The 25,508-nt window shown below is 62.2% G+C and carries 18 protein-coding genes and 1 pseudogene; 4 read left to right on the top strand and 15 right to left on the bottom strand.

Annotated elements, in window-relative coordinates:
* Window positions 1-19: 19 nt before the first annotated feature.
* Entirely contained in the window at window positions 20-472 is a 453-nt protein-coding gene (locus B9N88_RS21505) for a GNAT family N-acetyltransferase (protein ID WP_027606031.1), read from the bottom strand.
* Window positions 473-672: 200 nt separating this feature from the next.
* Between B9N88_RS21505 and B9N88_RS21500 the strand changes: the two genes are divergently transcribed.
* Window positions 673-1,410 (top strand): substrate-binding periplasmic protein, encoded by a 738-nt coding sequence (locus B9N88_RS21500; RefSeq protein ID WP_027606030.1) that lies wholly within the window; start codon window positions 673-675, stop codon window positions 1,408-1,410.
* 22 nt (window positions 1,411-1,432) lie between these two features.
* Here the strand turns inward: B9N88_RS21500 and yccS are convergent.
* The 10 genes and pseudogenes from yccS to betI form a co-directional block, all read right to left on the bottom strand.
* A pseudogene (gene yccS, locus B9N88_RS21495) lies at window positions 1,433-3,635 on the bottom strand (YccS family putative transporter); the annotation flags it as partial.
* A gap of 145 nt (window positions 3,636-3,780) precedes the next feature.
* Window positions 3,781-4,959 (bottom strand): BaiN/RdsA family NAD(P)/FAD-dependent oxidoreductase, encoded by a 1,179-nt coding sequence (locus B9N88_RS21490; protein ID WP_027606028.1) that lies wholly within the window; start codon window positions 4,957-4,959, stop codon window positions 3,781-3,783.
* A gap of 181 nt (window positions 4,960-5,140) precedes the next feature.
* Window positions 5,141-6,478, bottom strand: coding sequence for an ATP-dependent RNA helicase DbpA (dbpA, locus tag B9N88_RS21485; RefSeq protein ID WP_235865629.1), 1,338 nt, complete (start codon window positions 6,476-6,478; stop codon window positions 5,141-5,143).
* A 130-nt stretch (window positions 6,479-6,608) separates the two neighbouring features.
* The gene (gene mdtD, locus B9N88_RS21480) at window positions 6,609-8,036 is read right to left on the bottom strand and encodes a multidrug transporter subunit MdtD (RefSeq protein ID WP_027606026.1); all 1,428 of its coding nucleotides are present in this window, start codon (window positions 8,034-8,036) and stop codon (window positions 6,609-6,611) included.
* A gap of 36 nt (window positions 8,037-8,072) precedes the next feature.
* A complete protein-coding gene (locus tag B9N88_RS21475; RefSeq protein WP_027606025.1) occupies window positions 8,073-8,963 on the bottom strand; it encodes an alpha/beta fold hydrolase in 891 nt (296 codons plus the stop codon).
* 223 nt (window positions 8,964-9,186) lie between these two features.
* Window positions 9,187-10,503 carry a TldD/PmbA family protein gene (locus B9N88_RS21470; RefSeq protein WP_027606024.1) on the bottom strand — a complete coding sequence of 439 codons (1,317 nt, stop codon included), beginning with the start codon at window positions 10,501-10,503 and terminating at the stop codon, window positions 9,187-9,189.
* Entirely contained in the window at window positions 10,500-11,945 is a 1,446-nt protein-coding gene (locus B9N88_RS21465; RefSeq protein WP_027606023.1) for a TldD/PmbA family protein, read from the bottom strand. Before B9N88_RS21465 ends, B9N88_RS21470 begins: the two co-directional genes overlap by 4 nt.
* A 206-nt stretch (window positions 11,946-12,151) precedes the next feature.
* Window positions 12,152-13,855, bottom strand: a complete 1,704-nt coding sequence (gene betA, locus B9N88_RS21460; protein ID WP_027606022.1) for a choline dehydrogenase — start codon at window positions 13,853-13,855, stop codon at window positions 12,152-12,154.
* 92 nt (window positions 13,856-13,947) lie between these two features.
* On the bottom strand, window positions 13,948-15,420 hold the full coding sequence (betB, locus tag B9N88_RS21455) for a betaine-aldehyde dehydrogenase (protein ID WP_027606021.1): 1,473 nt from the start codon (window positions 15,418-15,420) through the stop codon (window positions 13,948-13,950).
* Between the two features lie 110 nt (window positions 15,421-15,530).
* Entirely contained in the window at window positions 15,531-16,124 is a 594-nt protein-coding gene (gene betI, locus B9N88_RS21450; RefSeq protein ID WP_027606020.1) for a transcriptional regulator BetI, read from the bottom strand.
* Between the two features lie 390 nt (window positions 16,125-16,514).
* Here betI and B9N88_RS21445 point away from each other — a divergent pair, with 390 nt between their 5' ends.
* Window positions 16,515-18,449, top strand: coding sequence for a BCCT family transporter (locus B9N88_RS21445; RefSeq protein ID WP_223841653.1), 1,935 nt, complete (start codon window positions 16,515-16,517; stop codon window positions 18,447-18,449).
* Window positions 18,450-18,602: 153 nt separating this feature from the next.
* On the opposite strand, the gene choV is transcribed toward B9N88_RS21445, so the two are convergent.
* The 3 genes from choV to B9N88_RS21430 form a co-directional block, all read right to left on the bottom strand.
* Complete coding sequence (gene choV / locus B9N88_RS21440; protein WP_027606018.1) at window positions 18,603-19,781, bottom strand: choline ABC transporter ATP-binding protein; 1,179 nt, start codon at window positions 19,779-19,781, stop codon at window positions 18,603-18,605.
* Window positions 19,778-20,623: a choline ABC transporter permease subunit gene (gene choW / locus B9N88_RS21435; protein ID WP_016972877.1), complete on the bottom strand. Its 846-nt coding sequence runs from the start codon at window positions 20,621-20,623 to the stop codon at window positions 19,778-19,780. The genes choV and choW overlap by 4 nt, the downstream gene beginning before the upstream one ends.
* A gap of 69 nt (window positions 20,624-20,692) precedes the next feature.
* A complete protein-coding gene (locus tag B9N88_RS21430) occupies window positions 20,693-21,640 on the bottom strand; it encodes a choline ABC transporter substrate-binding protein (RefSeq protein WP_027606017.1) in 948 nt (315 codons plus the stop codon).
* 415 nt (window positions 21,641-22,055) lie between these two features.
* On the opposite strand from B9N88_RS21430, the gene B9N88_RS21425 reads away from it, so the two are divergent.
* On the top strand, window positions 22,056-23,432 hold the full coding sequence (locus tag B9N88_RS21425; protein WP_027606016.1) for an L-serine ammonia-lyase: 1,377 nt from the start codon (window positions 22,056-22,058) through the stop codon (window positions 23,430-23,432).
* Between the two features lie 537 nt (window positions 23,433-23,969).
* Window positions 23,970-25,073, top strand: a complete 1,104-nt coding sequence (locus B9N88_RS21420) for a choline metabolism transcriptional regulator GbdR (protein WP_027606015.1) — start codon at window positions 23,970-23,972, stop codon at window positions 25,071-25,073.
* A gap of 105 nt (window positions 25,074-25,178) precedes the next feature.
* Here the strand turns inward: B9N88_RS21420 and B9N88_RS21415 are convergent, their stop codons facing one another.
* Entirely contained in the window at window positions 25,179-25,442 is a 264-nt protein-coding gene (locus B9N88_RS21415) for a hypothetical protein (protein WP_027606014.1), read from the bottom strand.
* Window positions 25,443-25,508 lie beyond the last annotated feature (66 nt).

Here is a 25,508-nt window from a genome sequence, read left to right as displayed (position 1 = left end):
ACGCTATCGGGAGCAAGCCTCAAGTACGCCGCATCCCGATATGCGGAATGTCATCCTCCAGGTATTCCTCACCCGCCACCACAAACCCATACCGCCCGTAATACCCCTGCAGATGGGCCTGGGCTGACAGGAAGATCGGCGTCTCAGGCCAGATATCGTCAATCTGCCTGAGGGTTTCTTCCATCATCTGGTGCCCCAGCCCGGTGCCCCGTGCAACCGGCGCCACGATCACGCGGCCGATCACCACGTCGCCGCCCTGGGACTCCGGATCCAGCAGCCGCAGGTAGGCCACCAGCTCGTCGTCTTTCCAGGCCATCAGGTGATGGGTATCGCCCGCCAGGTCTTGCCCGTCGATATCCTGGTAGACGCACTTCTGCTCGACAACAAAGACCTCGCCGCGCAAACGCAAAATGGCGTACAGCTGCTCCTTGCCAAGGTCGGTGTGATGTTTACAGACCCAATCGACTGTCATGGTGTGTTCTCGCTTGAATGTCTGTTCTGGATAGTAAGCGCAGCGGGCGACTCTGTCTAAATCGACTATTTTTGTGAATGAAATCAATTTGCCATCATTGAGTGCTCTCGACGTCCGTTTCTTTGTGTAATCTGAGCTAATGTTAGAACCTCAGGCCCTGCCTGAGCCAAGGCCACCGCCTGCCGCCAAGGATTTTGAGCATGCCGCGATTGTCTCGTGCCGTTGCTTTGATTGGAGTGTTGTTGCTGGCGACACCTGTGTTCGCACAGCGTCTGCGCCTGGTCGCGGATGCCTGGCCACCGTTTACCGATGCCACCTTGATCAACGGTGGCCTGGCCACCGATATAGTCACCACGGCCCTAGCCCGTGCGGGCTATGCCAGCGACTTCCAACAGGTGCCCTGGGCGCGGGCGCTGATGGGGGTGGGCGACGGGCGCTATGACGTGCTGGTCAACGCCTGGTACGACGAGGCCCGTACACAATTGGGGCAGTTTTCCGGCGAATACCTGCTCAATCGCGTACGTTTTATCAAGCGCCGTGACGATCCCATCGAGTTCCAGAACCTGGAGCAGTTGCACGACTATCCCATTGCCGTGGTGCGCGGTTATGCCTATTCAGCGGCGTTCGATGGGGATGGGCAGTTGCAGAAAGTGCCGGTGCATAACTTCGCCATGGCGGTGCGCATGCTGGCGGCGCAGCGGGTGCGGTTGACCGTGGAGGATGAGTATGTGGCGCGCTATTACTTGTCGCGCGAGTCGGTGCGGGTGCGCAATGCGGTGGAGTTTCTGCCCACGCCGCTGAGCGAAAACAGCCTGCATATCCTGGTCAGCCTGAAGAACCCTGAGCATGCGCAGATCGTTGCCGGTTTTGACCGCGAGATTGCCAGGATGAAGGCGGATGGCAGTTATGAGCGGTTGATGAAGGCCCATGGCATGTAGGGCCTGTGCGGGCCTCATCGGGGGCTTGCCCCGATAGCGGTCTAAGCCGCGCTGGTGTCCTTGATCAAATGCGCCGCCAGCGTGCGCAACGGTCCCAACTGTCTGCATATCAACGCCAACTGCGTCTGCACCAGCCGCTGCCCTTCATCAATCTCATCCGGCATCTGCTCCAGGTCCGCCGCCAGGGCCTCCTCGGCATCGCTCTGAATCGCAATCGGCTGCTTGTTCGCCAGCCCGGTGGCGATTTCGTCAATGCTCGCCGCCAGGCTATTGCCGGCGCCATCGATCAAGTGCGCGCGCACCTCGGCCGGCAGTTGGGTTTCGCGGTGTGCCCCGAGCCCCGACAGGTAGCTGAGCAAGGTGTGCGACAGCACCAGGAAGCGGAAGCCCACATCCGCTTCCTTACGGAAATGCCCAGGCTCCATCAGCATATTCGCCAGGGTGGTGGACAGCGCCGCATCGGCGTTGTGGGCATTGCGCCGGGCCAGGCGGTAGGCCAGGTCGTCGCTCTTGCCAGCGGCGTATTGCTGCATGATCTGGCGCAGGTAGATGCTGTTGCAGGTCAGGGTGTTGGCCAGCACTTTGTTCAGGCGCCGGCCTTGCCAGTCCGGGAGGAACAGGAACACCGCCAGGCCCGCGATCAGGCTGCCGAGCAGGGTATCGAACAGGCGTGGCAGGAACAGTCCGTAGCCATCGCCCACCTGGTTGAAGCAGAACAGCACCATCAGGGTGATCGCCGCCGTGGCCAGGGTGTAGCGGGTGGTGCGGTTGATAAAGAACACCAGGCCGGCGGCGATGGCGAACATTGATTGCACCAGCGGGCTTGGGAACAGGTCGAACAGCGCCCACGCCACGGTGAGGCCGATGGCGGTGCCGATGATTCGCTGGCCGAGCTTGCGCCGCGTGGCACCGTAGTTCGGTTGGCAAACGAACAGCGTGGTGAGGATGATCCAGTAGCCCTGGGAGGCGTGGATCGCATGCAGCATGCCGTAGCCGACGGTCAGCGCCAGGGACAGGCGCAGCGCATGGCGGAACAGCAGCGATGTCGGCGTGAGTTGGGTACGCAGGCGCGTCCACATTTCCTTCAGGTTGCGTGGGGCGCGGTCCAGCAGGTTGCTGTCGGTGGCATCGGCCAGGGCGTCGGGGTTGCTGGCGTCGCCGAGCAGGCGGTCAAGGGTGGACAGGTTGGCCGCCAGGGCGCGCAAGGAGCGCAGCAGGCCGCGCCAGGCCGGGTTGCTCTGGATGCGCAGGTGTTCCAGGGAGGCGTTCAGGTCGCTGAGGGCTTCGGCGAAGCTGTCGTCATAGATGAACGGCTGGCGCAGCTGGATCGACTCGGCCAGGGCCTGGCAGGCCTTGCCTTGCTGGCGCAGCAGGCGTTGGCAGCGGAACAGCACATCGCTGTGGAAAAACGCATCGGCCAGGGCGTTGTAAGGATAGTGGGACGAGCTGGCGCGTTCGTGGATGTCCTGGGCCAGGAAGTACAGCTTGAGGTAGCGACTGACCTTCGACCCCGGCCGGCCATTGCCGACGCGGTGCAGGATGATTTCCTTCGCCGCATTCAGCGCCGCCACCACCCGGCCGTTTTGCTGGGCGAGTTCCAGGCGGCGGGCTTCCACGTCCAGTTGGCGAATCGGTTCGAACAACGACGACTTGAGCTTCAGGTAGCGCCCCAGCTCACGGAACAACCGCGCCAGGCTCTGCTGCACCGGCTGGTTGGAAAACAGCGCCTGCCACAGCACCGATAACGCGCCGTACCAGGCGGCGCCGGCCACCAGCAGCAACGGCTCATGCCAGAAATCACTGACGGCGCCGCCGCGCTGGTCCACGCCGATCATGGTGTAGACCGACAGGATCAAGGTGGCCGAAGCAATCGCACCATAGCGTTCGCCCAAGGCGCCGAGCATGGTCAGGCAGAACGTGGCCAGGGCCAGGGAGATGGCGAAAATCCAGGGGTAGGGGAACAACAGCTCCACCGACAGCGCGGCAACGCTGAAACACACCAGCGTCACCGCCAGGGCGTTGAGGCGGCCTTGCCAACTGTCGTCGGTCTCGGCCAGGGCGCTGGCGATAATCCCCAGGAACAGCGGGATCAGCAGGGTCATTTCATCCTGATACCAGCACAGCGCCATGCTGCCGGTGAGGGCGATAAACACCCGGATGCTGTAGCTGAATTTATCCAGCGCCCACAGGCGCCGCATGGACTGCTTGAACGAGGTCGATGACATGAAGTCTGGAGTCTTCCGGGACGATGCCGCTAAATTGAGCCATCAGTGACGCCACGGCAAGGGTGGTGATCACATCTGGCAGCAAATTATTCCCAGGCATACCGCAAATCAAATGTGGGAAGGAGCCTGCCCCCTCCCACATTCATCAGGCGTACTGCGCTGCGGCGTAACCCGAGGCCCAGGCCCACTGGAAGTTAAACCCGCCCAGATGCCCGGTCACATCCAGCACTTCCCCAATAAAGTACAAACCCGGGCTTTTCAGCGATTCCATGGTCTTGGACGAGACTTCCCGCGTATCCACCCCGCCCAAGGTCACCTCGGCCGTGCGGTAGCCTTCGGTGCCCGCCGGCACCAGCTGCCAGCTCGAGAGTTTTTGCGCGATATCGGCCACTTCAGCGTGGGTGTACTGCTTCATCGGCTTGGACGCGAACCAGGTGTCCGCCAGCAGGTTGGCCATCTTCTTGGTGAAGATTTCACCCAGCAGGGTTTTCAGCTCGCTGTTGGGGCGCTCGACCTGCTGCTGTTGCAGCCAGGTGTGGGCGTCGTGGTCGGGCAGCAGGTTGATCTCCAGCGTGTCGCCGGACTCCCAGTAGGAGGAAATCTGCAGAATCGCCGGGCCGCTGAGGCCGCGATGGGTAAACAGGAGGTTCTCGCGAAAGCTCTGGCCGTTGCAGCTGACCAGGCAATCCACCGAGGTCCCGGACAGCTCGCCGCACAAGTCCTTGAGCTGGTCGGTGATGGTGAACGGCACCAGCCCGGCGCGGGTCGGCAACAGCTCATGGCCGAACTGCCTGGCGACTTGATAGCCAAAGCCGCTGGCGCCCAGGGTCGGGATCGACAGGCCGCCGGTGGCGATCACCAGGGATTCGCAGCGCAGTTCACCCAGGGTGGTCTGCAACTGGTAGCCGCTGTCGAGCTTGGCGATTTCTTCAATCGAAGTGTCCAGGTGCAGGCTCACGCCGGTCTGGATGCATTCGTCCAACAGCATGCCGAGGATGTCGCTGGATTTGTTATCGCAGAACAGCTGGCCGAGTTTCTTCTCGTGGTACGGCACGCCGTGCTTGGCCACCAGGCCGATGAAATCCCACTGGGTGTAACGGGCCAGGGCCGACTTGCAGAAGTGCGCGTTGTGCGAGAGGAAATTGGCCGGCTCGGTGTACATATTGGTGAAATTGCAGCGGCCACCGCCGGACATCAGGATCTTCTTGCCGGCCTTGTTCGCATGGTCGAGCAACATCACCTTGCGCCCACGCCCGGCGGCGGTCAGTGCGCACATCAAGCCTGCGGCGCCGGCGCCAATGATCACAACTTCGGTCGAGCGCACAGCAATGTCCTCATAAAAATACGGGTCTGGAATGCAATCAAAACTGGGGGAGGGGGGTTGCTGTGGTGAGGGGAGCTTGCTCCCGATTCAATGGGGCTGCTTCGCAGCCCAGCGCGGGGCAAGCCCGCTCACCACGGCAAGCCCCCTCCCACATTGGATCTCCATTGGTGCGGAGATCGTGTTACAGGATCCGAACGCGCAACGAGCGGCCTTTGATCTTGCCGTCGTTCAAGCGCTGCAACGCCTGCTTGGCGATGCCGCGTTCCACGGCCACGAAGGCCTGGAAGTCGAAGATCGCGATCTTGCCGACCTGGGCACCCGGGATGCCGGCTTCGCCCGTCAATGCGCCGAGGATGTCGCCCGGGCGCACCTTGTCTTTGCGTCCGGCGGCGATGCACAGGGTGCTCATCACCGGCAGCAGCGGACCACCGCTTTGCGGCTTGAGGTTGTCCAGTTGGTCCCAGTTCAGCGGCGACTTCTGCAGTTGCTCGATGGCTTGGGCGCGGTGTGCTTCGGACGGCGCCACCAGGCTGATGGCGATGCCGGTCTCACCGGCGCGACCGGTACGGCCCACGCGGTGGATGTGGATTTCCGAGTCGCGGGCCAGTTCGACGTTGATGACCATGTCCAGCGCGTCGATGTCCAGGCCGCGGGCGGCGACGTCGGTGGCCACCAGCACCGAGGTACTGCGGTTGGCGAACATCGCCAATACCTGGTCACGGTCGCGCTGTTCCAGGTCGCCATGCAGGCCGACGGCGGAAATGCCCTTGGCCGTCAGGTGGTCGACGGTTTCCTGCACTTGCTGCTTGGTGAAGCAGAACGCCACGCAGGAGGCCGGGCGGAAATGCGCCAGCACCTTGGTCACGGCGTCCATGCGCTCTTCCGGGGAGATCTCGTAGAAACGCTGCTCGATCTGGTCGTCGGAGTGGAACGCTTCGGCTTTCACTTGCTGCGGCGCGCGCATGAATTTCGAGGCCAGTTGCTTGATGCTCACCGGGTAGGTGGCCGAGAACAGCAGGGTCTGGCGGCGCGGCGGGGTCTTGCTGATGATGTCTTCGATGGCGTCGTAGAAGCCCATGTCGAGCATGCGGTCGGCTTCGTCGAGGATCAGGGTGTTCAAGCCGTCCAGCACCAGCGAACCCTTGCGCAGGTGTTGCTGGATACGGCCCGGGGTGCCGACGATCACGTGGGCGCCGTGCTCCAGGGAAGCGATCTGCGGGCCGAGGGACACGCCGCCGCACAGGGTCAGGACCTTGATGTTGTCTTCGGCGCGGGCCAGGCGGCGGATTTCCTTGGCGACCTGGTCGGCCAGCTCACGGGTCGGGCACATCACCAGGGCCTGGCAGCCGAAGTAGCGCGGGTTGATCGGGTTCAGCAGGCCAATGCCGAACGCCGCGGTCTTGCCGCTGCCGGTCTTGGCCTGGGCAATCAGGTCCAGCCCCTTGAGGATCACCGGCAAGCTTTGCGCCTGGATCTGCGTCATCTCGACATAACCCAGCGAGTCGAGGTTAGCCAGCATGGTGGCGGACAGGGGCAAAGTATTAAAAGCGGTGGCGATGGTAGTCACGGGACTGGCTCTGCAAAACAAAATGTCGCGCAGTGTACCAGCCCTGTGGGAATTTCCCCGCAAGTTCTAGACGAGACGCCGGTTAATGCTCGATATGCTGTTCCGGGCTGGCCGCCCGTTTGCCGTCTTGGGGCGACAGTTGCAGGAAGATCGCCGCCGCCAGCATTGCCATGATGCCCACGGTGAGGAAGGTCAGCTGGAACGCGCCGAGCACCGTGCTCACGCCGTCGTTGCCCGACTCGGCGGTAAACCCGCCGAGCAATGCACCGGCGCAGGCCACCCCCAGGCTCAGGGACAGTTGCGCCACCACCGACAGCAGACTGTTGCCGCTGCTGGCCTGGGCGTCATCGAGGTCGATGAGGGTGACGGTGTTCATCGCGGTAAATTGCAGCGAGTTGATCGCCCCCAGCACCGCCAGCATGGCCAGCAGCAGCGGGTAGGGCGTCTGTTCGCTGACCAGGCCCATGCTCGCCAGCATGATGCCCAGGGCCAGGGTGTTGCCGGTCAGCACCACGCGATAACCCAGACGCTCGATCAACGGACGCGCCACCGACTTGGCGAACATCGCCGCCGCCGCCAGGGGCAGCATGCTCATGCCGGCCTGGGACGGCGAGTACCCCAGGGCCACCTGCAGCAGCAACGGCACCAGGAACGGCAAGGCACCGCTGCCCAGGCGCGCGAACAGGTTGCCGAGGATGCCCACCGCGAAGGTGCGGGTCTTGAACAGCGCCGGTGAAAACAGCGGGTTATCGATATGCCCGGCGCGCAGCCAGTACGCCGCCAGGCACGCCAACCCGCCGAACAGCAGCAGCATCACCCGCAGGTGCGGCAGGTGCAGCTCGCCCAGGCCTTCCATGGCAATGGTGATCAGCACCATCGCCGCGCCGAACAACAGAAAGCCGAGGCCATCGAAGCGTGTGCGCTCGCTGCCGCGCAGGTCAGGGATGAATTTCCACACGGCGTAGCAACCGATCATGCCCACCGGCAGGTTGATCAGGAAGATCCAGTGCCAGGTCAGGTATTGCACCATCCAGCCGCCCATGGTCGGGCCGAGCAAGGGCCCGAGCAGACCGGGGATGGTGATGAAGCCCATGATCCGCACCAGTTCGGAGCGGGGGTAGGCACGTAGCACCACGAGCCGCCCGACCGGCAGCATCAGCGCACCGCCGAGGCCCTGGATGACCCGCGCGCCCACCAGCATGGTCAGGCTGCTGGACAGGGCGCACAGCAAGGAGCCGATGCTGAACAGCATGATCGCACCGAAGAAAATCTTCTTGGTGCCGAAGCGGTCGGCGATCCAGCCCGAGGCCGGGATCAGCAGGGCGACGGTGAGCATGTAGGCGATCACCACCCCTTGCATGCGCAGCGGGTTTTCCGCCAGGTCCCGGGCCATGGCCGGCAGTGCCGTGTTGAGAATCGTCCCATCCAGCGATTGCATGAAGAAGGCAATCGCGACCACCCAGGGGAGCCAGCGGGCGGTCTTGGCATCGAGAGGGGCACGATCTGGCATGGGGTACCTTTTTGTTAGCCGGCTATGTGTCGGCGATTATGCGCCATTCGTCGCTCCTTTTCCCACTGGCGGTTCATCTAAGTCCGACAAGTTCGCGTGCTCTCCCACCAGGAAATCCAACAACGCCCGGTGCACCGCCAAAGCCGCCTCGCGGGACTCCAGGTCGAGTAAATGCCCAGTGTGTTCGGCCACCGCAAAGCTGCTGTGGCCCACGTACTGTTTGAACAGTCGGGCCTCGGCGGCGGGGGTGTATTCGTCCAGCGCACCATTGAGAAAGTGCACCGGGGTTTCGATCTGCCGAAGCGCCGGCAGGTAGTTGCCATCACCCAATGCCAGCACCTGGTGGATATGAAAGCGCGCCTGACGGTACTCGGTGGTGGCCATGTTCGACAGGTGCCGATGGTTGTTGCGCTTGAGGCGTGGCGACAGGTATTTGCCGACGGTCTCGTTCAGCAGGTGGCCGACGGCGGATTTGTCATCGGCCTCGATCAGCACCCGCACGCGCTCCACATAGTCGAGCATGGCCTGGTTGAGGTTGGGCGCCAGGGCCATCACCACCGAGCTTTCGATCGACGGCGGGTTGTGCGCCAGGGTCAGCAGCGTGGAGATGCCGCCCCAGGAGGCCGAGACCAGGTGGTTGACCTGGAAGCGCTCGACCAGGGCGCGCAGGATTTGCACCTCGTCATCCTTGGTCACCAGATCCAGGTCGGTGTTGTGTTCGCGGGAATAGCCCGAGAAGGGCAGGTCGAACAACAACACATTGAAATGCTCGGCCAGGCATTTGCTGGTACGGGCGAATGAGCGTGTGGTGGACAGTGCGCCATTGACCATCAGGATGGTCTTCTTTTCCGAATCGTTTCCCAACTGCTCAACATGAACGTTGTAGTGCTTGAACAGCTTTTCTATGACAAAACTTCCATGGTTCATGTCAACGCTCCAGCTTGCCCTTCCCGGGCAAGGTCGTGCTCTCGTGGGTGAGGTGGCGGGGTGCCACTAACCGTTATAACGAGGTTTTCCGCAGGCGACAACAGGCTGCCCGTGCAGACTGGGAGGAAGAGAATCTACGGTAGGAAGGGCTGAAACCGGGATGTCTGAAATCAGCACAGGACAAGGTGGGAGAGGGCAAGCCCGCTCCCACAGGGGGGGGTATCTACAGGGTCAGGGTCAGGCGTTTAACCAGGGCACCCGGTAACAGGTTGGACGCGGTATTGCGCTGGCTATAAGTGCTGGCCGACAGCAGCAGTTCCCGCTCGGCGGTCAGCGCTTCCAGTTGCGAACCGAGCAACTGGTAGACGCTGTCATCAAAACGCATGGTGCTGACCGGCGCCTTGATCTCGCCGTCTTCCACCCAGAACGTGGCGAAGCGCGTCATGCCGGTCAGGCGTGCGGCGGGCAGGTCGGAGTAGTTCAGGTACCACAGGTTGCTGATGTAGAGCCCGGTGCCCAGTTGCTTGAGGATCTCGGCCTGGGCCAGGTTGCCCGCCGCGATCTGCAAGGCGCTCGGTGACTCATCGCCGCTGGCGCCGTTGGCGCTGAGGCCATATTCGGCGGCGCTGCGGGAGTTCACCAGTTGGCCCTCGGCCTGGCCGGCATTGATCAGGGTGACGTCACTGCGCGGGTAGCCTTCGCTGGAGAACGCCTGGCTCAGGGAGTCGGTGATATGTTCTTTCACCGTCACCAGGGGGCTCAAGGACTGCTCGCGGGCATACAGCCGTTGCAACGAGCTGCCTTTGCTGGCGATGGCCTGGGCGGAAAAACCACCCCAGGTGATGATGCTGATGATTTCTTCCAACGCCGCCGGCGCGAGGTAGGCGCGGTACTGCCCGGGCGCCACGGTGTGCAGCGGGCGGCCGAGGAATTCCAGCTGTTCACGCGCCAGCTGGAAGCGCCGGGCGAACTCGGCGCTGTCCCAGGCGTCGCCGGCGTAGCTGGCTTTTACCGCCTCGCCATTGGCGTGGAACAGGCTGAAATCGAAGTTGAAGCTATTGGCCTGATGCCAGCCAAACGCACCGTCCGAACTGGCGAAGCCCCGGCTGATCGGGCCGGCGGCATAGAAGCCGACCAGGTCGAGGCCATCGGCGGCCTGGCTGATTTCTTCCAGTACCTGGGCCAGGTCGGGCAAGGGGCGGGCCTGTTCGTGGTGGCTTTGCCAGGCGTTGTGGTTGAGCAGCAGGTACGGGTCATGGGGCAGCAGCGGCAGGGTTTCGCGCAATTGCCGCAGGCCGTCGGCGAGGCGCTGGCGATCCAGCTCGGGCTCGCCGGCCAGGGTGATGCCGAGGTCGGCATGGCGGCCATCGTTGATCAGCTTGAGGTTGAGGCTGGCCTGCTGCACGTGCCCGGCCTGACGCACCTTGGCGTGGTTGAAGCGCACGAACTCGGACGATTCTGCCGCATAGCCCAGGTGGAATTGTTCCTTGTCGGTGATGGCCTGCTTGAGCCACTGCACCAATGCCTTGAAGGTGTTCATTCGGCATCTCCTCCAAATACGTCAACGTTGCTGAACACACAGGCCGGCGACGCATGGCCGACGCGGATCACCTGGTTGGGCTCGCCCTTGCCGCAGTTCGGCGTGCCCAGCACCTTGAAGGTGCTGGCGTCGCCCACGGCGCTGAGGTTGCGCCAGAACTGCGCGGAAATCGCCCGGTAGTTGGGGTTCTTTACCACGCCCTTGAGCTCGCCGTTTTCAATCAACTGGCCCCACTCGCAGCCGAACTGGAACTTGTTGCGCGCATCGTCGATGGACCACGAGCGGTTGGTCGACATCAGGATGCCGCTGTCGATGCCGCCGATCAGTTGCGCCAGGCTCTTATCGCCGGCTTCGATATTCAGGTTGGCCATGCGGTCGATCGGCGCGCGGTTCCAGCTGCTGGCGCGGCTGTTGGCCACGCCGCCCATGCCCGAACGGAACTGCGACAACGCCCCACCCAGCGGCTTGAGCAGCAGCCCTTCGCGGATCAGGAATTGCTTGCTGGCGGCGGTGCCGTCGTCGTCATGGCCGTAGCTGGCCAGTTGCTCGGGAATGTCCGGGTCGAACGTCACGTTCAACAGCTTGGAGCCGTATTGCAGCTGGCCGAAGTCGCTGGCCTTCACAAAACTGGTGCCGGCGTAATTGCGCTCGTCGCCGAGAATGCGGTCGAGTTCCAGGGGGTGGCCGATGGACTCGTGGATCTGCAGGATCATCTGGTCGGGCATCAGCAGCAGGTCGCGCGGGCCCTGGGGCGTGTTGGGCGCCAGCAGCAGTTGCAGGGCTTCGTCGGCAATGCGCGGCGCGGCGCCCACCAGGCCGAAGCGGCTGATCACGTCAAACCCGCCTTGCTGGCCGAAGTTACTGCCGCCGAGGGTGCGCGATTGGCTGTCGGTGCCGTCGTAGGCGGTGACGTTGACGCCGGGGAACACAAACCGCTGGGCCTGGCGCAGTTCGGCGCCGGCACTGTTGAGGTAGATCTGCTCGACATGGGTCAGGCCGAGGCTGACTTCCCAGTTCACCAGGCGCTCGTCCTGGGGCACCGCAGAGGACTCATCGCCGAGCAGTTGGTAGCAGTCGCTCAAGGACGGGAAGGCGTGCTCGAGGTGCGGCGACAGGTAGTCGGCGACGTCGCTGGACACCGGTTGGTCGCGCAGGTCGAGCAGGGCGTGAGGTTTTATCAGGCGTGCTTGCTGTTCGGCGCGCTCGAGGGCGGCTTGCAGGCCAGGCAGGGAAATATCGTGGGTCGCGGCGTAGGTTTCCACACCGTTCAAACGCACGGTGAGCATGGCGCCTTCGTCGTGGTTCAGGTGCGGCGGTTCGGCGACGTTCTTGCGCACCGACAGGTACTGGCCGGACTCGCGCACGTAACGCAGGGAGAAAAATTCGGCGGTGGTGCGCAGGGCACTGAAGTGCTGCTTGAGTGTGGCGTGGTGTTCGAACATGGGGCCTTCCTTGTGGGCGGCTCAGCGCGGGCAGGCACACAGAGTAGGCCGGGGCTGGGGAGCGATCAAGGAGAGGTGATTCTTTGTGGCAAGTGCCCCTGTGGCGAGCGGGCTTGCCCCGCGTTGGGCTGCGCGGCGGCCCCCAAAATCTTGGGAGCGCTGCGCACTCCAGCGCGGGGCAAGCCCGCTCACCACAGAGTTTGGCGTTATTGCGCCAATGGTCCCACTTCACGCAACGGCTTGCCACGTACCGGCGCATCGCCGGCCACGTAGTAGTCGGCAGTGCTGCGCGGCAGCGGCTGGCGGCCACGGATCTTGTCGGCGATTTTCTCGGCGATCATGATCGTCGGTGCGTTCAGGTTGCCGGTGGTGATGATCGGCATGATCGACGCATCGACTACGCGCAGGCCCTGCATGCCATGCACGCGGCCTTCGCCATCGACCACGGCCATCTCGTCGTCGCCCATCTTGCATGAGCAGGACGGGTGGAACGCGGTCTCGGCGTGCTCGCGGATGAACTTGTCCAACTGCTCATCGGTTTGCACCTCGATGCCCGGGCTGATTTCGCGGCCACGGTACGGGTCCAGTGCCGGCTGCTGCATGATTTCACGGGTCAGGCGGATGCCGTCGCGGAATTCCTGCCAGTCCTGCTCGGTGGCCATGTAGTTGAAGAGGATGCTCGGGTAGTCCCGTGGGTTCTTCGACTTCAGTTGCACGCGGCCACGGCTCGGCGAGCGCATGGAGCCCATGTGCGCCTGGAAACCGTGCTCTTTCACACCGTTGCTGCCGTTGTAGTTAATCGCGACCGGGAGGAAGTGGTACTGGATGTTCGGCCATTCGAATTCTTCACGGGTACGGATAAAACCACCCGCTTCGAACTGGTTGCTGGCGCCGATGCCGGTGCCGTTGAACAGCCACTCTGCACCGATGGCCGGCTGGTTGTACCAGAGCAGCGACGGGTACAGCGACACCGGCTGGGTGCATGCATATTGCAGGTACAGCTCAAGGTGGTCCTGCAGGTTTTCGCCGACGCCGGGCAGGTCGTGGACCACCGGGATGTCGAGGCTTTCCAGCAGCTTGGCCGGGCCGACGCCGGAGCGTTGCAGCAGCTGCGGCGAAGCGATTGCGCCGCTGCACACCAGCACTTCTTTACGCGCACGGGCTTCCACGCGCTCTTCGGCGGCACCGATCAGGTAACGCACGCCAACGGCACGCTTGCCTTCGAACAACACCTTGTCGGTGAGGGCGTGGGTGACGATGGTCAGTGTGGAGCGCTTCTTGGCTATGTCCAGGTAACCGCGCGCGGTGCTGGCGCGACGGCCGTTAGGCGTGACGGTGCGGTCCATCGGGCCGAAGCCTTCCTGCTGGTAGCCGTTCAAGTCTTCGGTGCGCGGGTAACCGGCCTGCACGCCCGCTTCCACCATGGCGTGGAACAGCGGGTTGTTGCCGGCTTTAGGCGTGGTCACGCTGACCGGGCCATCGCCGCCGTGCCAGTCGTTGGGGCCGATGTCGCGGGTTTCGGCCTTGCGGAAATACGGCAGGCAGTCGAGGTAGCTCCAGTCTTCCAGGCCTGGCAGTTTCGACCAGTTGTCGTAGTCCATGGCGTTGCCACGGATGTAGCACATGCCGTTGATCAGCGAAGAGCCACCCAGGCCCTTGCCGCGACCGCATTCCATCCGGCGGCCGTCCATGTGTGGCTCCGGATCGGTTTCGTAGGCCCAGTTGTAGCGCCGGCCTTGCAGCGGGAAGGCCAGGGCGGCGGGCATCTGGGTACGGAAGTCGAGGCGGTAGTCGGGGCCGCCGGCTTCCAGCAGCAGGACGGTGACGCCTTCGTCTTCGGTCAGGCGGGTTGCCAGGGTGTTACCGGCGGAGCCGGCACCCACAATGATGTAGTCGTATTCTTGGGACATAAATGCACCCTCTTTGAAGTGTGGTCAGCAGGTCGGGCCTCATCGGGGGCCTGCCCCGATGACGGCCTCAAAGGCACGACAAAACCCGGGTCTTAGAACACCGAGGCGTAGTCGCCCAGCTCAACCTGTACCGATTTGATGCGGGTGAAGTTGTTCAGCGAGCTGATGCCGTTTTCACGGCCCACACCGGATTGCTTGTAGCCACCCACCGGCATCTTCGCGTCGGATTCGCCCCAGGCGTTGATCCAGCAGATGCCCGCTTCCAGCTGGTGAATCACGCGGTGGGCGCGGTTCAGGTCCTTGGTCACAAGGCCCGCAGCCAGGCCGAAGTCGGTGTCGTTGGCGCGGCGGATCACTTCTTCTTCGGTTTCGTAGGTGAGGATGCTCATCACCGGGCCGAAGATTTCTTCACGGACGATGGTCATCTCGTCGGTGCAGTCGGTGAACACGGTCGGGGCCACAAAGGCGCCTTTGGCCAGGTCGCCGTCGGTCAGGCGGTCGCCGCCGCACAGCACGCGGGCGCCTTCTTCCTTGCCTTTGGCGATGTAGCCCAGCACGCTTTCCATGTGGGCGAAGCTGACCAGCGGACCGAAGTTGGTGTTGGCGTCCTGCGGGTCGCCAACGCGGATGCGCGCAACACGCTCAACGATCTTGGCTTCGAATGCCGCTTGCAGGTGCTTGGGCACGAACACGCGGGTGCCATTGGTGCAGACCTGGCCGGAGCTGTAGAAGTTGGCCATCATCGCGATGTCGGCCGCACGATCCAGGTCGGCGTCTTCGAACACGATCAGCGGCGACTTGCCGCCCAGTTCCATGGTCACTTCCTTGAGCGACGAGCTCGAAGCGCTGGCCATGACTTTCTTGCCGGTGTCGGTGCCGCCGGTGAACGAGACTTTCTCGATGCGCGGGTGCTCGGTCAGCCAGGTGCCGACTTCACGGCCGCTGCCGGTCAAGACGTTGAACACGCCTGCTGGAACGCCGGCTTCGGTGTAGATCTCGGCCAGTTTCAGGGTGGTCAGCGAGGTGACTTCGCTTGGCTTGAAGATCATCGCGTTACCGGCGGCCAGGGCCGGTGCGGATTTCCACAGGGCGATCTGGATCGGGTAGTTCCAGGCGCCGATACCGGCGACCACGCCCAGGGGCTCGCGGCGGGTGTAGACGAACGAGGTGTCGCGCAGCGGGATCTGCTCGCCTTCGATGGCCGGTACCAGGCCTGCGTAGTATTCCAGCACGTCGGCGCCGGTGACGATGTCGACGTACTGGGTTTCGGAGAAGGCTTTACCGGTGTCCAGGGTTTCCAGGGCGGCCAGTTCGTCGTTGCGCTCGCGCAGGATGTCGACGGCACGACGCAGGATGCGCGAACGCTCCATGGCGGTCATGGCGGCCCAGATTTTCTGGCCTTTTTCCGCGCTGACCACGGCACGTTCAACGTCGTCGAACGTGGCGCGTTGCACTTGGGCGAGAACTTCACCGTTAGCCGGGTTGATGGCGTCGAAGGTGGCATCGCTGCCAGCGTCGCTGTAGCCGCCGTCAATGTAGAGTTTTTGCAGGTCGAAACGGGCCATAAAGTCCTCGCAAGTGCATAAGTGGTTGGCGTTACCCGCCGCAAAGTGGGCCATGAGGGTGTGGCAACACTGGGCGGCGGACGTTCAGGGGTTGAGCGTTTATAAGGGCTCTAACTCACCTGCTTGGCCAATTGGAAATCCATGTATTCGTAAGCGATCCGTTGCGCCTGCGCCGTGTCGAAAGCGTCCCCCGACAGGGCACCGCGCAACCACAAACCGTCGATCAGGGCCGCCAGGCCTCTGGCTGCTTTGCGTGCGTGCGGCAGCGGCAGCACTCGGCGGAACTGGCAGCACAGGTTGGAATACAGACGTTGATCGTTGATCCGCTGCAACCTGTGCAATGACGGGTGATGCATGCTGGTGGCCCAGAAGGCCAGCCAGGTTTTCATTGCCGGGCCATTGACCTGGCTGGCGTCGAAGTTGCCCTCGATGATCACCCGGAGGTGCGCCCGTGGGCTGTCGTCCTTCAGCGCAAGCCTGCGTTCGTGGACGTTCTCGATCAGCATGTTCATCAGGTAGCGCATCGTCGCGGCGATCAGGCCGTTCTTGTCCTGAAAGTAGTGACTGATGATGCCGTTCGAGACCCCGGCCAAACGGGCGATCAGCGCAATGCTGGCATCTCCCATTCCGACCTGGTCGATGGCCGTCAACGTGGCTTCGATCAACTGTTGGCGGCGTATGGGTTGCATACCGACCTTGGGCATGTAGCACCTCTCCTTAGGCCTGCCGACGGGCGATGAACGTTCGTCGACTTGAAGGCCAGTCTATTTTGTTTTGATTGAACGTTCAATCAACAAAGAATAAGCTCTGCGACAAATGGTCGCTGCCTACAGGTATTTCCTACGTGAGGGCCGCGACATCCGGCACCTGCAAAAACCTTTGAAACAGGCGGTATCAAGGCCTGCCCACTGCCTGGTGGGGCTCAAGGATTTTCGGGGTGTCTTTATAACACCCGTCCGTCGACTGCCGAAAAATCGATAGGTCGGGATAACCGCTGCCTTGTGTTTCTCTCTCGCACTGCCCGGAGCATCTGCGCCATGAGTTCTGCCTCTCTTATAAAGACCCCGCCGGAAAAGGTACGGGTCAACGGTTGGGTGTTCTACACCTCCACCGCACTGATTCTGTTGTTGACCGCCATTCTGATCATCGCCCCGCAGGAGGCCGGGCGCATGCTCGGCGTAGCCCAGGCCTGGCTTTCCAAAAGCTTCGGCTGGTACTACATGGTGGTCATCGCCGCTTACCTGGTGTTTGTGGTCGGCCTGGCGTTTTCGTCCTATGGCAAGTTGAAACTGGGCAGCAAGGACGACACCCCGGACTTCAGCTACGGCGCCTGGGCCGGCATGCTGTTCTCGTCGGGCATCGGTATCTCGTTGCTGTACTTCGGTGCCTCCGAGCCACTGGATCACTACTTCAACCCGCCCGAAGGCGCCGCCGCCAGCAACGGCGCGGCACGCCAGGCGTTGCAGTTGACCTTTTTGCACTGGGGCCTGCATGGCTGGGCGATCTATGCGCTGGTCGGCCTGGCGGTGGCGTACTTCGCCTACCGGCATAACCAGCCGCTGGCCTTGCGTTCGGCGTTGTACCCGCTGGTGGGTGAGCGTTGGGTGAAGGGCGCGGCCGGTCACGCGGTGGACGGTTTCGGCATGTTCGTGACCCTGCTGGGCCTGGTAACGAACCTGGGCATCGGTTCGATGCAGGTGTCGTCCGGCCTGGAAAACCTGTTCGGCATGGCGCACAGCAACACCAACCTGCTGATCGTAATCATTGTGATGAGCACCGTGGCGACCATCGCCGCCGTGTCGGGCGTGGAGAACGGCATCCGCCGCCTGTCCAACCTCAACATCGTGCTGTTCAGCGGCTTGCTGATCTTCGTGCTGCTGTTCGGCCCGACCCTGCACCTGCTCAATGGCCTGGTGCAGAACACCGGCGACTACCTCAACGGCATCGTGCTGAAAACCTTCGACCTCTATGTGTACGAAGGCGACGGTGACAAGACCGAACGCTGGATGGGCCTGTGGACCCTGTTCTACTGGGCCTGGTGGATTTCCTGGGCACCGTTCGTGGGCATGTTCATCGCGCGGATTTCCCGTGGCCGCACGGTGCGTGAACTGGTGGCCGGCGTGTTGCTGATTCCCCTGGGCTTTACCCTGGCGTGGCTGTCGATCTTCGGTAACTCGGCGCTGGACCTGGTGTTGAACCATGGTGCGGTGGAGTTGGGCAAGACGGCGCTGGAACAACCGTCCATGGCTATCTACCAGTTGCTGGAGCATTACCCGGCGTCGAAAATCGTTATCGGCGTGTCGATCTTCGTGGGCTTTGTGCTGTTCCTGACCCCGGCGGATTCCGGCGCGGTGATGATGGCCAACCTTTCCTGCAAAGGCGGTAATGTGGATGAAGATGCGCCGCACTGGTTGCGCATCTTCTGGTCGGCGGTGATCACCCTGGTGACCATCGGCCTGCTGTTTGCCGGCAACTTCGAAGCCATGCAAACCATGGTGGTGCTGGCGGGGCTGCCGTTCTCGGTGGTGCTGATTTTCTTTATGTTCGGTTTGCACAAGGCGATGCGCCAGGACGTGGCGATCGAACAGGAGCAAGCGCAACTGGCTGAACGCGGGCGTCGCGGCTTCAGCGAGCGCTTGACGGCACTCGACCTGCAACCGAGCCAGGGCACTGTGCAGCGCTTTATGGACAAGCACGTCACGCCGGCGCTGGAAGAAGCGGCGACGGCGTTGCGTGAACAAGGTTTGGAAGTGCAGACGCTGCTGGGTAAATCCAAGCGCTGCATCGGTGTGCGCATCGAGATGGAAGAGGGCAACCCCTTCGTTTATGAGGTGAGCCTGGATGCTTACTCGTCGGCGCCGAGCGACCTGCCCGAAGAAGAACGCACCCGCTATTACCGGGCCGAGGTGTACCTGCACAACGGGCCTCAGGAATACGACCTGATGGGCTTCGCCCAGGAACAGATCACCCGGGACGTGCTCGATCAGTTTGAAAGCCATCGGCAGCTCCTTGGCCGTGTCTATAGCTGATGCGTTGAAAGCCCGGTGGTGTCACTGACGCCACTGGGGCAAAAAATGTGGGAGGGGGCTTGCCCCCGATTGCAGTGTGTCAGTCAGTCCATCTGTTACTGATCCACCGCTATCGGGGGCAAGCCCCCTCCCACAGTTGTTTTGCAGTGTGTGTTAGCCCAGGTTTTTGCCCAACAGGGCGTGGTAGAGCTCACTGTCGCCGAGGATCCCCACCACCTGGTTGTTGTCATGCAACACCAGCTTGTTCCCCGTCTGGTAACGAATCTGCAGCGCATCACGCATGCCGATATTCGAATCCACCAGGGTCGGTACCCGGCCCAAACCTTCCACCGGTTGCCCCGGTGCCCAGTTTTGCAGGTTCATCACCACGCCATTCTGGCGGGCGCCCTGGATGGTGTTGCCTTCGGACAGGTCCAGCCACGAATCGCCGCCCGGGTCGAGGCACACCGAGCCGTTGACGCGTTTGCAGTTGTCCAGCGTGCGCATCAGGCTGCGGCCGCACAGCACGTTCAGCGGGTTGGTATGGGCGACGAAGGTGCGTACGTAGTCGTCCGCCGGGTTCAGCACGATCTCTTCCGGCACGCTGTACTGGATGATCTTGCCGTCTTTCATGATCGCGATGCGGCTGCCCAGCTTGAGCGCCTCGTCGAGGTCGTGGCTGACGAACACGATGGTCTTGCTCAGTTTGCTTTGCAGTTCCAGCAACTCGTCCTGCAGGCCCTGGCGGATCAGCGGGTCGAGGGCGGAGAAGGGCTCGTCCATCAGCAGGATGTCGGCATCCATCGCCAACGCGCGGGCCAGGCCGACGCGTTGTTGCATGCCGCCGGACAGCTCATCGGGCTTCTTGTTGCGCCACTGGGTCAGGCCCACCAGCTCGAGTTTCTCGTCCACCAGCTTGCGCCGTTCTTTTTCCGGGCGGCCCTGCATTTCCAGACCAAAGCTGATGTTCTCGCGCACCGTCAGCCAGGGCATCAGGGCAAACTTCTGGAACACCATGGCGATGCGCTTGGTGCGCATCATTTTCAGCTCGGCGGGGCTGCAGGAGGCGATGTCGATCTGGCGACCTTCATGCTCGACGAACAGCTGGCCACGGCTGACGGTGTTGAGGCCGTTGATGCAGCGCAGCAGGCTCGACTTGCCGGAGCCCGACAGGCCCATCAGCACGCAGATCTCGCCTTTTTCCACATCCAGGCTGGCCTTTTCAACGCCGACAATCTGCCCGGTCTTTTTCAGGATTTCGTTACGGCTCATGCCCTGGTCCAGCAGCTTGAGCGCTTCGCGTGGGTCTTTGGAGAAGATCACGTCGACATTGTCGAATCGGATAATGCTCATGCATCACCCCCTACTTTGGCGTCGGGTTGTTTGCAGATGCGGTCGAGCATGATGGCCAGCAGCACAATCGCCAGGCCGGCTTCGAAGCCCAGGGCGATATCGGCGGTGTTCAGCGCGTTGACCACCGGCTTGCCGAGGCCGTCGGCGCCCACCAGGGCGGCGATCACCACCATCGACAACGACAGCATGATGCATTGGGTAATACCGGCAGCGATGCTCGGCATGGCGTGGGGCAGTTCAATGCGCGAGAGCAACTGACGGCGCGAGCAGCCAAAGGCCTTGCCGGCGTCCATCAACTCTTGCGGTACATCACGGATACCCAGGTAGGTCAGGCGGATCGGCGCGGCAATCGCGAACACCACCGTGGAAATCAACCCAGGCACCACACCCAGCCCGAAGAGGGTCAGGGTAGGGATGAGGTAGACGAAGGTCGGTACGGTCTGCATCAGATCGAGCACCGGCCGCATCATGGTGTAGAACAGCGGTTTGTGCGCGGCAACAATGCCCAGCGGCACACCGATGACCACGCAGACCAGGGTGGCGAACAGCACCTGCGCGAGGGTCTCCATGGTTTCCTGCCAGTACCCCAGGTTGAGGATCAGCAGGAAGGAGGCGATGACAAAAACAGTCAGTCCCCATTTACGTTGAATAAAGTGAGCCAGCAGCGCAATCAGACCGATCAATGCCAGCGGATTGAACCAGGTCAGCGCGAACGTCACGCCGTGGATCATCGTTTCCAGTGTCGATGCGATTGCGTCGAAGTAGTTGGCGCCGTGTTGGGTCAACCATTCGACGAAGGCAGCGATGTACTGGCCTAGTGGGATTTTCTGTTCAGTCAGCATGGTAGTGAATGTCCACATGCGAAGAGGGAAAACATCCCGGGGCAGCGCACCGCCCCGGGGTCAGCGGGATTACTTGGCGAGATACGCTTTGACGGCCTCCAGGCCTGGTTTGCCATCGACGGTATTGACTCCGGCGAGCCAGGTGTCGAGGACTTGCGGGTTCTTTTTCAGCCAGGCCTTGGCGGCGGCATCGGGCTTCATCTTGTCGTCCAGGACGTTACCCATCAGGGTGCTTTCCATGTTCAAGGTGAACACCAGGTTCTTCAGCAACTGACCGACGTTGCTGCATTCCTCGGTATAGCCCTTGCGGGTGTTGGTGTAGATGGTGGCCTGGCCGTAGTTGGGGCCGAACGAATCGTCACCCCCGGTCAGGTACTTCATCTTGAAGCGGGTGTTCATCGGGTGCGGTTCCCAGCCGAGGAACACGATGGCCTGGTCACGCTTGGTGGCGCGCTCAACCTGGGAAAGCATCCCGGCTTCGCTGGATTCGACCACTTTGAAACCGGCGGTCTTTAAGCCGAAGGCGTCTTTGTCGATCAGCGTCTGGATGGTGCGGTTGCCGTCGTTACCCGGCTCGATGCCGTAGATCTTGCCACCCAGCTCATCCTTGAATTTGGCGATATCGGCGAAGTCTTTCAGGCCCTTGTTGTACAGCGCTTCGGGTACCGCCAGGGTGTACTTGGCGTTTTCCAGGTTGGCGCGCACGGTTTCCACGGTGCCGGCATCACGGTACTGCTTGATGTCGTTTTCCATGGTCGGCATCCAGTTGCCGAGGAACACGTCCATGTTCTTGCCGTCGGCCAGGGACTTGTAGGTCACAGGAACGGAAATCATCGTGGTCTTGGTCTTGTAGCCCAGGCCCTTGAGGATTTCGCTGGTGGTCGCGGTCGTGACGGTGATGTCGGTCCAGCCGACATCGGAGAAGTTGACGGTCTTGCACTGTTCCGGTTCTGCGGCGTGCGCCATGACTGGCAGACTCAGCATGGCGGCCAACAACAACGAGGGTGAACCTTTCATCTGGGTAGACTCCTGTGTTTTTTCTGGCGGCATTCGCCGCGCTTTATAAGTGTTGCGGTTGGAGCGTGCGGCAACAGCTCTGCCACGGTGCCTTGCAAACGAGTCGAGACTGATCATGTACCAGTGAAAATCTGACGCCTACAGGGGGCGTCGTATCCAGTACAGGGAGGGTCGTATCCAGTGTCGGTGACGTCGCTTACAGGTTTTTCCCAAGGTAAAACCGCTGTTTTTGCCCATCTGCACCGCTAAAAACGGCTGAAACAGGCGATCGCACGGGAGCGACGCTGGTGAGCATGGGTGCGTCGGTGTGAGACGCCGTGAGCGACAGCAAAAGCTTGATGATGCCGCCATCTGGGCGATCTGAGCGTAGCACCTCGTTCAAGCCTGGCCGTGCTTATCGAGGAGTTCTACCGCAATGGCTATCAGTGTTTTCGACCTGTTCAAGATCGGCATCGGGCCTTCCAGTTCTCACACCGTCGGCCCCATGCGCGCCGCGGCGTTGTTCGTCCAGGGGTTACGTGAACGTGAACTGTTGGAACAAGTCAGGCGTGTCGAAGTTCAGCTGTACGGTTCGCTGTCCGCCACCGGCATCGGCCACGGCAGCGACACCGCCACCATCATGGGCTTGATGGGCGAGTGGCCGGACGCGATCGATCCGTCGCAGATCGGCCTGCGCATCCACACCCTGCGCGAAACCGACACATTGCTGCTCGACGGGCGTTTGCCCGTGCCGTTCGTGTGGGCCCGGGACATGCGCCTGCTCGACGAAAACCTGCCGTTCCACCCCAACGCCATGACCCTGCTGGTGTACGGCGATGAAGGCGAGCTGCACCGCGACACCTACTACTCAGTGGGCGGTGGTTTCGTGGTGGATGAAGCCCAGGCGCAGAGCGGCGTGGCAGACATGGACCGCACCGAGTTGCCCTATGATTTCTCCAGCGCGGTGGAACTGCTGCACTTGTGCAAGACCCACAACCTGCGCGTTGCCGAGTTGATGCTGGCCAATGAAAAAGTCTGGCGCTCCGAAGACGAAATCCGCAGTGGTCTGATGAAACTCTGGCGCGCCATGCAGGCGTGCGTGGAGGAGGGCCTCAAGCACGAAGGCATCCTGCCCGGCGGCCTCAATGTGCGCCGTCGCGCCGCCAAGTTGCACCGCAGTCTGCAGGAGTTGAACAAGCCCAATGTGATCGGCTCGACCTTGAGTGCGATGGAGTGGGTCAACCTGTTCGCCCTGGCGGTGAATGAAGAAAACGCCGCCGGTGGACGCATGGTCACGGCGCCCACCAACGGTGCGGCGGGGATCATTCCGGCGGTGCTGCACTACTTCATGAAGTTCAGCGACGAAGTCACCGAAGCCAACGTGGTCGACTACCTGCTCAGTGCGGCGGCGGTGGGGATCCTGTGCAAGAAGAACGCCTCGATCTCCGGGGCTGAAGTCGGTTGCCAGGGTGAAGTGGGTTCGGCCTGCGCCATGGCCGCTGCCGGGCTGGCGGAGATCCTCGGCGCAACCCCGGAGCAACTGTGCAACGCCGCCGAGATCGGCCTTGAGCACAACCTCGGCCTGACCTGCGACCCGGTGGGCGGGCTGGTGCAAGTGCCGTGCATCGAGCGCAATGCGATTGCCGCGGTGAAGGCGATCAACGCGGCGCAGATGGCCCTGCGCGGTGACGGCCAGCACTTTATCTCCCTGGACCGGGTGATCCGCACCATGCGCGATACCGGGGCGGATATGCATGACAAGTACAAGGAGACGTCCCGGGGCGGGTTGGCGGTCAGTGCGGTGGAGTGCTGATTAGCTTGTTGTGATGAACAGGGCCTTTGTGGTGAGCGGGCTTGCCCCGCGCTGGGTAAAGGCACCACATAGTTTCAGATAAAACCCGGTCGCCTGATTTTGGGGCGGCTTCGCCACCCAGCGCGGGGCGAGCCCGCTCACTACAAGTGAACACACCAACCAAAATCGCCACCTTTTAGCGCGTCGCAAACAGATAAGTAGCTTCCAAACGATTTTCCCCTCGACCACCCGTCACCTGTGCGTGCGGTGACAGACTTTTCCTACGCGCTGAAAGCGCCTTCCCACAAGTGATACCGAACTGCTCACACACCTTGAGCAGGGCCGCTCCGACGTCTATTTCAGCCATATCCCGTACTCCTCGCGTGGGCTTATTTAGACGCGTCATCAGGTCGTTTTCAGGATTTGTTGAATGGCCATTCAAATTTAGGCATGGCATTTGCTCTACCAATTCAAAGCCTCTCGCCTTGCCGGATGAAGAGCGCAATAACAAGAGCCTCGCCTGAGGCCATCACCCGCTTTGTGTGAGGAGATACCGCGATGACGTCGTTCAACTCAGGGGCCCAACCCCAGAACCGTGCGCCTCAATCCATCGGCTTTTTGCTGCTGGACAATTTCACGCTGATTTCCCTGGCGTCGGCCGTGGAACCGCTGCGCATGGCCAACCAGCTGTCCGGCCGCGAGCTGTATCGCTGGACAACCCTGAGTGTCGACGGCAACCAGGTATGGGCCAGCGACGGTCTGCAAATCACCCCCGATGCCTCCATGCACAAAGCCCCGGTCCTGGACACTGTGATTGTGTGCGGCGGCGTGGGTATCCAGCGTACCGTGACCCGTGAGCATGTGTCGTGGCTGCAAAGCCAGGCGCGCCAGTCCCGTCGCCTTGGCGCGGTGTGCACCGGCAGCTGGGCCCTGGCCTGTGCCGGTCTGCTCGACGGCTTCGATTGCAGCGTGCACTGGGAATGCCTGGCGTCGATGCAGGAAGCCTTCCCACGCGTGTCGATGAGCACCCGTTTGTTCACCCTCGACCGCAACCGCTTCACCAGTTCGGGCGGCACCGCGCCGCTGGACATGATGCTGCACCTGATCAGCCGCGATCACGGCCGCGAACTGTCGGCGGCGATCTCCGAGATGTTCGTGTACGAGCGCATCCGCAACGAACAGGATCACCAGCGTGTGCCGCTCAAGCACATGCTGGGCACCAACCAGCCGAAGCTGCAGGAAATCGTCGCGCTGATGGAAGCCAACCTCGAAGAGCCGATCGACCTCGACGAACTGGCGGTGTACGTCGCCGTGTCGCGTCGCCAACTGGAGCGGCTGTTCCAGAAATACCTGCACTGCTCGCCGTCGCGCTACTACCTCAAGCTGCGCCTGATTCGCGCGCGGCAGTTGCTCAAGCAAACGCCGATGTCGATCATCGAAGTGGCCTCGGTGTGCGGGTTTGTCTCCACCCCACACTTCTCCAAGTGCTACCGCGAATACTTCGGCATTCCTCCACGGGATGAGCGCGTAGGCTCCAACACCACCCAGCAGGTGGCGATGATGCCGATTCCGCAGGCGCTGGTGTTGTCACCGCTGTCGGGACCGATGGCGGCGCTGAGCCAGGCGCGCAATGAGTCGACGTTTGCGAGCGTACGGCTCTAAACCGAGTTGACTGCATCGGGGGCAAGCCCCCTCCCACACTTGACCGAGTTGTCATGACGAACATGGCCAGATGTGGGAGGGGGCTTGCCCCCTGATAGCGGTCTGTCAGGCGCCGGAGTTCTGCTTGAACTGCATCAGCGCTGGTAACAACTGCTTGTCGATCGCCTGGCGCACCGCCGGCAAAATCGTCGCACTGCCGGTGTACATCTGCTCAACCATACCCTTGAGGGCCTTGGCCCGCGCTTCGCTCAAACCGCGTACCGCGCACTCGCAAGCCTGTTCGGCGCTGGCGCCGCTGGACACCTCGAAACCCAGGGAGCGCAGTTGGCTCAGCAGGTCATCCTGGTCAATCAAATCCGCATGCATCATGACGTTTATCCTGGTGAAGGGAGCGGGGATCGACTTGGATTCTGGTAGGCCCCCGGCCGGTCGGCA

It is taken from the genome of Pseudomonas sp. LAMO17WK12:I1, assembly GCF_900177315.1.
Lineage (GTDB): Bacteria > Pseudomonadota > Gammaproteobacteria > Pseudomonadales > Pseudomonadaceae > Aquipseudomonas > Aquipseudomonas marginalis.
The sequence above is the reverse complement of the archived record's forward strand: the minus strand, read 5'-3'. Positions and strand labels throughout refer to the sequence as shown.